Here is a 285-nt window from a genome sequence, read left to right as displayed (position 1 = left end):
CCGCGATTGGTCAGATCGCGGTACCGCGCCCAAGCATCGCAACGCCGAATGCAAGAGTGGCTGATGGATTCAGCGGCATCCCGCTGAATGTGACGACGGTCCTGGCAAATGCCAGCGCCGCGTTTCCGGCCCCGGCCATCGAGACGAAATTCGATACAGGATTGTCGGCTAATGCGATCGTTGCGGCGGGATTCAGCGCCGCGGCGCCGGACTCGGTGCCGCCGTCCGATGTAACCACTTCGCAAGGGCCAATGTTGCAGGTCGCCAGCCTTGAGGCGGCGTCGC

The 285-nt window shown here is 63.9% G+C and carries 1 protein-coding gene; it reads right to left on the bottom strand.

Annotated elements, in window-relative coordinates:
• Positions 1-10 precede the first annotated feature (10 nt).
• Positions 11-285, bottom strand: a 275-nt coding sequence (locus QJT78_RS52495; RefSeq protein ID WP_281460986.1) for a hypothetical protein, incomplete at its 5' end; no start/stop codon positions are given.

Origin of the sequence: Bradyrhizobium sp. Mp27 (assembly GCF_029953005.1) — a bacterium.
Lineage (GTDB): Bacteria > Pseudomonadota > Alphaproteobacteria > Rhizobiales > Xanthobacteraceae > Bradyrhizobium > Bradyrhizobium barranii.
Note: the sequence above shows the minus strand (reverse complement) of the source record. Positions and strands in the feature narration are given on the sequence as shown.